The 10,213-nt window shown below is 73.9% G+C and carries 6 protein-coding genes; 3 read left to right on the top strand and 3 right to left on the bottom strand.

All coding sequences use genetic code 11. The features are described 5' to 3' along the window. Positions 1-332 precede the first annotated feature (332 nt). Positions 333-1,484 (bottom strand): alpha/beta hydrolase, encoded by a 1,152-nt coding sequence (locus ACWEO5_RS36340; RefSeq protein ID WP_452166379.1) that lies wholly within the window; start codon positions 1,482-1,484, stop codon positions 333-335. Positions 1,485-1,706: 222 nt separating this feature from the next. Here ACWEO5_RS36340 and ACWEO5_RS36345 point away from each other — a divergent pair, with 222 nt between their 5' ends. Beyond that, positions 1,707-3,563: a HEAT repeat domain-containing protein gene (locus ACWEO5_RS36345; protein WP_452166380.1), complete on the top strand. Its 1,857-nt coding sequence runs from the start codon at positions 1,707-1,709 to the stop codon at positions 3,561-3,563. Positions 3,564-3,655: 92 nt separating this feature from the next. On the opposite strand, the gene ACWEO5_RS36350 is transcribed toward ACWEO5_RS36345, so the two are convergent. Together ACWEO5_RS36350 and ACWEO5_RS36355 are read right to left on the bottom strand one after the other, a co-directional pair. Then, the gene (locus ACWEO5_RS36350) at positions 3,656-5,992 is read right to left on the bottom strand and encodes a glycosyl hydrolase family 18 protein (protein ID WP_452166381.1); all 2,337 of its coding nucleotides are present in this window, start codon (positions 5,990-5,992) and stop codon (positions 3,656-3,658) included. 322 nt (positions 5,993-6,314) lie between these two features. Continuing rightward, positions 6,315-7,688 carry an MFS transporter gene (locus ACWEO5_RS36355; RefSeq protein ID WP_452166382.1) on the bottom strand — a complete coding sequence of 458 codons (1,374 nt, stop codon included), beginning with the start codon at positions 7,686-7,688 and terminating at the stop codon, positions 6,315-6,317. A gap of 94 nt (positions 7,689-7,782) precedes the next feature. On the opposite strand from ACWEO5_RS36355, the gene ACWEO5_RS36360 reads away from it, so the two are divergent. Then, positions 7,783-8,691: a LysR family transcriptional regulator gene (locus tag ACWEO5_RS36360; RefSeq protein WP_452166383.1), complete on the top strand. Its 909-nt coding sequence runs from the start codon at positions 7,783-7,785 to the stop codon at positions 8,689-8,691. A gap of 291 nt (positions 8,692-8,982) precedes the next feature. Next, complete coding sequence (locus ACWEO5_RS36365; protein ID WP_452166384.1) at positions 8,983-10,077, top strand: HoxN/HupN/NixA family nickel/cobalt transporter; 1,095 nt, start codon at positions 8,983-8,985, stop codon at positions 10,075-10,077. Positions 10,078-10,213 lie beyond the last annotated feature (136 nt).

Below are 10,213 nucleotides of genomic sequence, written 5' to 3' on the forward strand. Positions count from 1 at the left end.
TCCGTTCGGGCCCGGCGGGGGCGGCGGCCGCCGGCCCGGTCGCGGTGGCGGCCGCCGGCCCGGCTACGGCGTCGGCCGCGACCGCCGGTGGCGGGTACTTCGCGGCGTCGGGCCACGGCTCGCTGGTCGGGGGAACGGAACTGGACGTGGTCATGGGCAATACGCTCGGAGGCCCGGCTGAGAGGTTGATGAGAGGGGGCTATGAGGCCGCTCTAATCTCCCCGCGAACGGGTGACCTGCGCCTCGGCGAGGGGTGCCGGGAGGAGGGCCGCGGCGCCTCGGCGGGTGCGCGGAAAGGGGTGCGGGCGGCCGGCCGGTGGCGTGACGGGGGGTCAGTTCGCGGCGGGCTTCGGGGCGGCCGGGTCCGGGGCGGGCGGGGCGAGGCGGGTGCCGAGCCAGGTGAGCGCGGGCGGGATCTCCCGCGTCCAGGTGTGGAAGTTGTGGCCGCCGCTGTCCAGGGTGATGGTGGACAGCCGGGTCGGGGCCTTGAACGCGGCCACCATCTGCTGGGTGGGCTGGTAGTTCTCCTCGTTGCGGCTGGTGGCCAGCAGCAGCGAGACCGGCGGCGCGGGCTGGGTGCGCAGTCGCCACAGCAGGTCGTTGTCCTGCTTGACCTGGTCGCTGCCGCCGAACAGGTCGCCGGTGGTGGGGTCGTTGTGCACCTCGTAGTAGCCGGACAGCGCGATCGCCGCCCGGTACGAATCCGGCTTGCGCACCGCGAACTTGACGGCGCAGTAGCCGCCGGTGGAGTCGCCGATCACGGCCCGCGCCTCGGGCCGGTCGTCGACCCGGTAGGAGGCGGACATCGCCTTCGGCAGGTCCTCGGTGAAGAAGGTCTCCACCTGCGGGCCGCCGGGCACGTCCATGCACTCGGTGTCCCGGTTGCCGACCAGGGTCGGCCGCATCATCACCAGCACGGTGGGCGGCATCTCCTTGGCCTCGATGGCCTTCAGGGTGGACGCCGGGTACTGGAGCAGCGAGATCAGCTTCTCCGGGGTGCCCGGGTACCCGGACAGTGCCAGCACCATCGGGAACCGGCTGTTCGCGTACTCGGGCTGGAAGTACTGCGGCGGCAGGTAGACGTACGCGGGCGTGCCGGTCAGCCCGGAGCCGCTGCCGTGGATCTCCACCTGCTGGATCACCCCGGAGCGGTCCTGCGCGGAGCCCTGCGCGGAGTACATCTTCTGCTCGCCGGTCACCGAGACGGCCTTGCCGCCCGGCTGGTGGTCGACCACGGTGCCCGGGCTGCCGTCCAGGCCGAGCAGGTCGCTCCAGGTCGAGTAGAAGCCGAAATACGAGTTGGCGACCAGGCCCATCGCGGCCAGCACCGCGACCTGCGTCCCGAAGAACGCCCCGACCCGGCCCAGCCAGGCCCGCCAGTTCCGGCCGCCCAGCCGGGGCCACAGCCACATGGTGGCGGCGAACGCGGCGAGGGCCACCAGGGTGGCGATGATCTGCAGCGGGAGTCCGGTCAGGCTGGGCACCCGATGATCGTAAGGTACGCCTTCATCGAACTCCCAGTCGGCTCCCAGCAGGTTCACGGTTTCGCCAAGCGGGCCCCAAGCGGGCCCCAACCCGCCTCGCCGGACGACCGGGGCGCCGGGCGGCGCCCGGAGGGGGCGGGGCGGCGGTGTACGGTCGCACGGGGTGCCCGGACGAGGGACTCCGGGGGCGGGCGGGGAAGTCGGCGGCGGGAGGGGGCGAACGTGCGGACGCCTGAGGAACTTGGTCTGGTCGACTGGGCGGAGCTGGGTCACGCGTTCGGCAGTGCGGCCGAAGTCCCGGACTGGATCAGGGCGTTGTACGGCGGGGACGCGGCGGCCGCCGACCGGGCGGTGGACCTCCTGTTCGACCGGGCGCTGCACCAGGGGGCGGCCTCCTCGGCGGGCGTCGCCGCCGTGCCGTACCTGGCGCACGCCGCCGTGCACGGGGTGCACCGGCGGGACCGCGCGTTGGCGTTCATCGCCGGGACGGGCGGGACCGAGGAGGACTGCTGGTACGAGGAGGCGTGGGCGGCGGCGGAGCTGGCCGGGCGGGTCCGGGCGGCGGCCGAACTGCCGTTCCTGCTCCCGCTGTTGGGGGATGCGGATGTCGAGGTGCGGCGGCAGGTGGTGCGGGTGGCGCGCTGGGCGGCGGGGGAGTCGCTGCCGTCGGCGGTGGCGGCGCTGACGGAGTGCTTCCGGGCGGACCCGTCCGCGCGGGTGCGGGCCGAGGCGCTGGAGGTGCTCAGCCGCTTGGGCGGGCGCCGGGGGGAGGTGCTGCGGGCGGCGCTCGCCGACCCGGTGCCCGCGGTCCGGGCCACGGCCGCGCTCGGACTGCTGGAGGAGTCCGAACTCCCGTACCCGGCCGAGTTGTTGGGGGTGCTGGTGGCGGACGGCGGCGATCCGGCGTTCCGGGTGGTCCGGGACGAGTGGTTCCCCGGCGTCGGCAGCACCGAGAGCCGGGTGCAGCACCTGCTCGACGCCGACCCCGACGCCACCCGGGCCGCGGCCGCCGCCTGGATCGCCGCCGGTGACCACGACGCGCGCGGCACCCGCCGCGCCCTGCGGCTGGCCGCCCGCTGGCCCGGCCGCGAGGCGCCGGCCCTCGACCTGCTGGTCGCCGCCCTGCCGCACCAGCACGACCGGTACTGGCGGGCGAACCTGCTGCGGGGCCTGGCCGAAGGAGCGGCCCGCCACCCCGACCCGGCCGCCCTCGCCGCCGCCGTCCTCCCGGATGCCGCCCACCCCGACCGCCGGGTCGCCGAACCCGCCCAACTCCTCCTCGGCCGCACCGGCGACGCCCGGCTGCTCACCGCCGTCCCCGACCCGGCCCCGGCCGCGCTCGACGCGCTGGCCGCCCGCACCCCCGACCTCGCGCTGCGCCGCCGCGCCCTCGCCCCGTACCGCTCCCCGGACGACGGCACCGACCGCAGCGCCGCCGACGAACTCCTTGACGCGCTCACCCCCGCCGACACCGCCGCCCTGCTGCCCGAACTGACCCGGCTGCTGCGCGCCGCACCGAACCGGAAACTGCTGCACCTGCTCGGCGGCTCCGGCCCCGCCGACCCCCGACTCACCGCCGCACTGGGCGAGCTGGCCGCCCGCGACGGCCACCCCCTGCAGGCCGCGGCCGCCGTCGCCGCCGTCCGGCTCGGCGCCGACCCGGCCCCCGCGCTGCGGCTGCTCGCCGAACGGCTCGCACAGGGCCGGGGCGCCCTGGTCGAGGCGGCCCTGCTCGGACCGGTCGGCGCGCCGCTACTGCCGCTGGTGGAACGGCACTTGGCGGGGAGCGACCCGCAGGGCCGGGTGGACGCCGCCGAGGCGCTGTGGCGGATCACCGGCGACCCCCGGCGGTCCGTCCCCGTCCTGCTCGACGTCTTCCGCCCCACCTGGCCCGGCCTGCGCGCCCTGACCGTGCTGCGCCGGATCGGCCGCCCGCTGCCCGCCGAACACCGTGCCCTGCTGGACGGTTGGCTCTCTCCCGACCACGTCGGACCGAGCGAGGAGGAGGTCTTCTGGTACGACCGCCTCGGCAACCAGCTGCGCGCGGAGGCCCGGCTGCTGCGCGCCCGGCAGCCCTGAGCGCCCGGCACTCCTGAGCGCCCGGCGGGAACGGTGACGGCCCGCCGCACCCATGGGGAAGGTGCGGCGGGCCGTCAGTCCGTGGCGGTGCGTCAGCCCAGGCTGTTGTAGATGGTGTTCAGCAGCGTGGAGTTGTTGTCGTCGTTCTCCAGGGCGAAGGCGAACATGCCGCCCAGGCCCTTGTTCTTCGCGTAGGCGGCGCGGGCCTGGATGGCCTTCGGGTCGTCACCGGTCCAGAAGTTGGTGCCGTCGTAGACCCAGGTGCTCTCGGTCACCGGGTCCCAGTGGGTGTTCTGGGCGGTGAGGGTGAGCTCGCGCCAGCTGGCCAGGCCGGCCTCCTGGCTGCCGGGCTTGGCCGGGGTGGCGCCGGTGGCGTTCTGGTACAGGCCGTAGTTGTTGCCGGCCTGGACGCCGGTCCAGCCGCGGAAGTAGAACGGGATGCCGAGGATGATCTTGTTGGACGGGAAGCCGCCCTTGATCCCGTACTCCGGCAGGCCGGTGGTGTACGCGGCCAGCGTGGTGTCCACGTTGTACTTGGCGGTGCCGGGGGCGATCGGCGTGGTCGGGTCGGCCGGGCTGTCGTGCAGCGGGTCCTGGAGGTTGGTCGGACCGGTGGCGTCCCACGAGCCGTGCATGTCGTAGGTCATGATGTCGGCGTAGTCCAGGTACGAGCCGATCTTGTCGGTCTCGATGTACTGGATCTTGTCCTGGCCGGACGGCAGCGCCGCGGTGAGCAGGAACTTCTTCCCGACGCTGGCGCCGTACGAGTCGAGCTGGCTGCGGAACTCGGCGAGCAGCGCGGTGAAGTTCTGCTTGTCGGCCGCGGAGTAGTGGTTGCCGGTGTGGCCGCCGGCCGAGCCCGGGTACTCCCAGTCGATGTCGATGCCGTCGAAGATGCCCGCGGCGCTGGCCGCGCCGCCCGCCGCGTCACCCGCGACGTTGGTCGGCAGGTTGCCCTTCAGGAACATGTCGATGCAGGACGAGACCAGCTTCTTGCGCGAGGCGTCGGTGGCCGCCGCGTCGGAGAAGTACTTGGAGTACGTCCAGCCGCCCAGCGAGAGGGTGACCCGCAGGTTCGGGTTCTTCGCCTTGAGCTGGCGCAGCTGGTTGAAGTTGCCCTTCAGCGGCTGCTCCCACTCGTCGGTGGAGCCGTCCACCGAGATCGCGTTGGAGTAGTCCATCTGGTAGTCGGCGTACGCGTCGGCCGCGCCGTCGCCCGCGTTCGGGTTGCTCTCGTTCGCGGCGTCCGACGCCTTGACCGCCTCGAAGCAGTTGAGGTTGGTCGGGTGGATGTTCTCGAACGCGTACGAGATCACGTCCAGCTTGGTGGCCGCGCCCGAGGTGTCCACGTTCTTCGGGTAGTAGGCGGCGTCGTACACCGACCACTGGTCGAAGTACGCCGACTTCAGCGGCTTGGCGGTGGCCGGCGCGGCGGCGGTGGAGGTGGTCACCGCGGCGGACTGCAGCGAGGCGTGGCCCGCCTTGTCGTACGCCTGCACGCTGAAGGTGTACGAGGTGCTCGGCAGCAGCGAGGAGATCGCGATGTTGGTGCCCATCGAGGTGCCGACCAGCTGGCCGTTCGACCACACCTTGTACCCGACGTAGTTGTCGGTCGAGTCGGTCGAGGCGTTCCACTTCAGCACCACCGCATTGGCGGTGGTCCTGGTGACCGTCACCCCGCCCGGCACGGTGATCTTGCCGTCGCCCGACGGGCCGTTGCCGGTGCCCGAGCTGGAGCTCGCGGACGGCGACGGGGACGTCGAGGTCGAGTTGGACGGGCTGGGCGAGGTCGAGTTCGACGGGCTCGGCGAGGCCGAGGCCGAGTTCGACGGCTTGGGCGAGCCGGAGGTGCTGGTGGACGCGGACGGGCTGGTCGAACCGCCGGTGCCCGGGCCGGTCAGCGCCAGGTCGTCCGCCTGGTAGGCGCCGGTGCCGTACCAGCCGTGGGTGAACACCGTCACCGAGGTGGTCGACGCGCCCGTGGTGAACGTGGTGCTCAGCTGGGTGTAGTTGGTGGCGCCCGGCGTCCAGGTGGACGCGTTCACGCCGGTGCCGGTGGCGCCCAGGTACACGTAGCTGCCCTTGAGGAAGCCCGAGAGCGTGTACTGGGTGTTCGGCTGGACGGTGACGACCTGCTGGCACTGGCCGGTGTCCGAGGCGGTGGCGTTGCCGTTCAGCGCGTAGGACCCGCCGTGCACGGGGGTGGTGACCACCGAGCCGCTGGTGCAGGTCCAGCCGCTCAGCGAGCCGGCCTCGAAGTCGCCGTTGGCGAGCAGGTTGACGGTGGCGGCGGAAGCCGAACCGAGCGAGAGCGCCAGGGCGGTGGAGCCGACGGTCATGGCGGCGGCCACCACGAGGGCGCCGGCGCGGCGCCGGGAGGGAGCCCGGCGCGAGGTCGACTCGGGTGCGGGCGTGGCCCGTTCAAGCATGGAGGAACCTCCGGAGAAGTGGGGTTGTCCGGTAGGTGCGGCGGCCGTGGGGACCAGGTGGGAGCCTGCGCGCTTGGGGTGAGCGCGTCACCTAGATTGGACTGGACCATTCGTCCGGGTCAAGGATTTTGGACCACGAACCGTCAGGAAGCTTTCCGATCAGTCCCTCCGGGGGCGTCCTGCCCGGCCCCACCCGCCCGCCCGGGCGCCTCCCGCGCGGGTGCTGCGGCGCTTCCCCGCGCGGGCCGGCGGGCTGGCGGGGGCTTTGCCGCGCGTGGCTCGTGGGGTCCGCCTGCGGGGGCCGCGGGGGCGGGGGAGGGGGTCAGGGGCGGCGGGTGGTGCGGGCGACCAGGGCGACGGCGGGGAGGCCGACGGCGGCGAGGACGTAGCCGGCGGTGGGGAGGGCCCCGAGGGTGCCGAGGACGGCCACGCCCAGGGCCGAGCCGGCCTGGCGGACGCCGTTGAGGGCGCCCTGGCCGGTCGCGGCGTACGCGGGCGGGGCGGCGACCGCCATCGCGGCGGCGGCCCCCGGGATGGACAGCGTGCCGGTCGCGGCGAGGGCCAGCTCGGCGGCGACCAGGAGCGGCAGCGGGGGGTGCGGGCCGCCGCAGGCGACGAGCAGCAGCCCGGCCAGGACGCCCGCCGACATGCCCGCCAGCAGGACCGGCGGCGACCCGTACCGGGCCACCAGGCGACCGGTGAAGAACGGCATCACGCACACCGGGAAGGCGATCGGCAGCGAGGCCAGCCCGGCCTGCAACGGACTCAGGCCGTAGCCGTGCTGGAGCCGCACCGCGAACAGGTACATGCCGCCGAAGTACGCGAAGCAGGACACCGCCGCCGCGACCATCGCCGCCCGCACCCGCGGCAGCGCCAGCAGCGCGGGCGGCAGCACCGGCGCGGCCACCCGGCGCTCCACCACCGCCACCGCGGCGAAGCAGACCAGCGCCGCCGCGACCGGCACCAGGGCGAACGGCGCCCCCCACCCCGCCGACCCGGCCTCGACCAGACCGAAGGTCAGCAGGCCGAGCGCGGCCGTGGACAGCACCAGACCGGGACGGTCCAGCGCCCGGGCGGCCCGCACCGGCGGCCGGGGCAGCCGACGGGCCAGCAGCAGCGCGGCCAGCGCGATCGGCGGGTTGACCAGGAACACCAGCCGCCAGCCGCCCAGTTCGACCAGCGCCCCGCCGAGCACCGGCCCGGCCGCCGCACCCAGGCCGCTGAGCGCCGTCCAGGCCCCGATCGCCCGGGTGCGGCGGCCCGGATCCGGGTTCAGGTGGATCAGCAGCGCCAGCGAGGCGGGCACCAGCCCCGCACCCGCCGCGCCCAGCAGCGCCCGTCCGGCGATCAGCCAGCCGATGCCCGGCGCCAGCGCGCACAGCGCCGACAGGACCGCGAACAGGCCGAGCGACCAGGCGTAGACCCGCCGGGCGCCCCACCGGTCGGCGACCGCGCCGCCCGCCAGCAGCAGACCCGCGAAGACCACCGTGTAGGCGTCCACCGCCCAGGGCAGCGCCGCCGCGCCCGGGTGCAGCGACGCCTGCACGTCCGGGACGGCGATGTTCAGGACCGAGGTGTCGAGCAGGACGAGCAGGTTCCCGGCGGCGATGCCCGCGAAGGTCAGCCCGGCGCGGGTGCGGGGGGCGGGCGCGGTGTCGGGGGCGGGCGGGCGGAGGGAGGGGAGGGCCGTGGTCATGGGGGCAGCCTGTCCCGGCGGACGGGCGGTCCGCGACGCCGGGAATCCGATGCCCCCATCGGAGAGTCCGATGGGCCGCGGTTAGGCTGCCGCAGTGGACTCCCGTTACCTGCGCGCCCTCGTCGCGGTCGTCGACCACGGCGGCATCTCCGCCGCCGCCCAGGCCCTCGGCTACGCCCAGTCCAGCGTCAGCGCCCAACTCAAGCGGCTGGAAGCCGACCTGGGCGTGAGCGTACTCGTCCGGGCCGGCACCGGCGCCGTGCTCACCGAAGCCGGCGCCCGGCTCCTCCCGCACGCCCGGGCCGCCCTCGAACTGGAGGAGCAGATGCGACGGGCCGCCCTCGGCGACCGCCCCCGGCTGCGGATCGGCGCCCAGGAGTCACTGGCCCACGCCTGGATGCCCGACGTGCTGGCCGCGCTGGAGTACGGGACGGCAGGGGGCCCGTCCGGCCGGGACACCGGAGCGGACGTCGAGCTGACGGTCGCCAACCGGGCCGCACTGGAGCGGGCCTTCGGGGCGGGCGAACTGGATCTGGTTCTCCAGTACGACAACGGCGCCCGCGCACTCGGCCCGCACACCGTCGTCGGACACGACCGCACCGTCCTCGTCACCGGACCCGGCCACCCGCTGGCCCGACAGGAACGGGTCACGCCCGAACAGGTGCTCCGCCACGACTTCCTGGTGGCCGAACGCGGCTGCACCTCCGAGATGCTCGTCGACCGCTTCGGACGCGACCTGCTCTCCGGAGCCCAACTCACCACGGTCCAGGGCTCGCTGTCCGCCCTGCTCCGCCTCACCGGACACGGCCAGGGCCTCTCCCTGCTACCCGCACTGGCCGTGACCCGGGAACTGGAGGACGGCGAACTCGTCGAACTGCACCTCACCGAGCAGCTCCGCCCGGTCGCCATCGTCGCCCGCTGGCGGCCCCGGCCGGGCCTCGCCGAGAGTGCCCTGCGGGCGCTGCTGGACGTGGCGCGCCGGGCGGACCCACTGGGGGGCTGAGCGGCGCTCCCCCCGCCCCACCCGCCCCACCCGCCCACTCGTGCGCCGCCTGCGGAGGTGGGCGGTGGGGCTTCGCTGTCCGTGTCCGTGTTCGGTGGCGGGTGGCGGGTGGCGGGTGGCGGGTGGCGGGTGGCGGGTGGCGCCAGCCCGGGCGGGCGGTCGAGGGGGCGCGGGAGCCGTTGTGCGCCCCTGGCTCGTAGTTGCATATGACTTGCAATTGCGTCCGTATAAGCGGAAGGATGGCCCAGCTCACCGCCCCGCGGCACCGTCGGCATCTCGGAGGGAACTTCCATGGCAGCGCCCAGTCGTCTGCGCGACCGGCTCACTCGGGAGGAGTGGATCCGGCTCGCCGGAATGGGCGGGTTCGTCCTGCTCCTGCACGTGGTGGGGTGGGTGACCCTGCTGGCGGTGATCGCGCCGAAGCACTACGACGTGGGCGGGCAGGTGTTCGGGGCCGGGATGGGGCTGACGGCGTACACGCTGGGGATGCGGCACGCCTTCGACGCGGACCACATCGCGGCGATCGACAACACCACCCGCAAGCTGATGGGGCAGGGCAAGCGCCCGCTCTCGGTGGGGTTCTGGTTCTCGCTGGGGCACTCGTCGATCGTGTTCGGGCTGTGCGCGCTGCTGGCGTTCGGGATCAGGTCGCTGGCGGGGCAGGTGGAGTCGGACGACTCGACGCTGCACGACGTGACGGGGCTGATCGGGGTCAGCGTCTCGGGGACGTTCCTGGTGCTGATCGGCCTGATCAACCTGGGCGCGTTCAACGGGATCCTCAAGGTGTTCCGGCGGATGCGCCAGGGCGACTTCGACGAGGCCGAGCTGGAACGGCAGCTGGACAGGCGCGGGTTCCTGAACCGGATCCTGGGGCGGGTGACCCGGGCGGTGACCAAGCCGTGGCACATGTACCCGGTGGGGCTGCTGTTCGGGCTGGGTTTCGACACCGCGACGGAGGTCTCGCTGCTGGTGCTGGCGGGCGGCGCGGCCGCGTTCTCGCTGCCCTGGTACGCGCTGCTGGTGCTGCCGGTGCTGTTCGCGGCGGGGATGAGCCTGCTGGACACCATCGACGGCTCGTTCATGAACTTCGCCTACGAGTGGGCGTTCTCCAAGCCGGTCCGGAAGATCTACTACAACCTGACGGTGACCGGCCTGTCGGTGATCGTGGCGCTGGTGATCGGCGTGATCGAGCTGCTCCAGCTGGCCTCGGAGAAGCTGGACGTCACCGGCGGCCCGATCGGCTGGATCGGTTCGCTGGACCTGAACATGGTGGGCTACGTGATCGTCGGCCTGTTCGTGGTGACCTGGGCCGGGGCGCTGGCGTTCTGGAAGTTCGGCCGGGTCGAGCAGAAGTGGGGCGCGGGCCTGCGCGGCGAACAGGCGTGAGCGTGCGGAGGGGCGGGAACAGGCGTGAGCAGGCGTAGCGGCTGAGAAAGTGTGGGGTAATTGATCAACTGCGTGGCGTGATCCAGTGGCTGTGATCTTCGCGGTCGGGTGTCCGCGAAGATCGCCGCCATGTGCG

It is taken from the genome of Kitasatospora sp. NPDC004272, assembly GCF_053603035.1.

Coding starts and splice junctions, on each gene's coding strand:
- ACWEO5_RS36350 (WP_452166381.1), bottom strand. CDS start 5,992: ATGCTTGAACGGGCCACGCCCGCACCCGAGTCGACCTCGCGCCGGGCT.
- ACWEO5_RS36355 (WP_452166382.1), bottom strand. CDS start 7,688: ATGACCACGGCCCTCCCCTCCCTCCGCCCGCCCGCCCCCGACACCGCG.
- ACWEO5_RS36365 (WP_452166384.1), top strand. CDS start 8,983: ATGGCAGCGCCCAGTCGTCTGCGCGACCGGCTCACTCGGGAGGAGTGG.